The organism is Gilvimarinus sp. 1_MG-2023 (assembly GCF_030548285.1).
The window spans coordinates 1-245 of record NZ_JAUOSC010001507.1 but is presented as its reverse complement, the minus strand read 5'-3'; the positions used below and the strand labels follow the sequence as shown (position 1 = coordinate 245).

Genomic DNA, 245 nt, shown 5'->3' with positions numbered 1-245 from the left:
GACCATAGGCCTGTAAATAGGCCTCAAAATTGACTTCACGGGCATCCGGATTCGCAAAACAGCGAAAGGCATCCACACCTTCCCGAAAACGCCAGAAGCCCTGACCATAAATACCGATGGCAGGCTTGATACAGACTTCACCGTAAACCGACATGTCAGCATACGCCTGCGCCAATTCCTCTGCCGTCGTCACCGTCACCGCCGGCACACAGGCCAAACCGGCACGCTCAGCAGCAGCGGTAAAC

Annotated in this window: 1 protein-coding gene; it reads right to left on the bottom strand. The window is 55.5% G+C overall.

Annotation, left to right across the window (positions count from 1 at the left end; translation table 11 throughout):
* Positions 1-245: hypothetical protein (locus Q4563_RS21860; RefSeq protein WP_303606033.1), on the bottom strand; the 245-nt coding region annotated here is incomplete at both ends.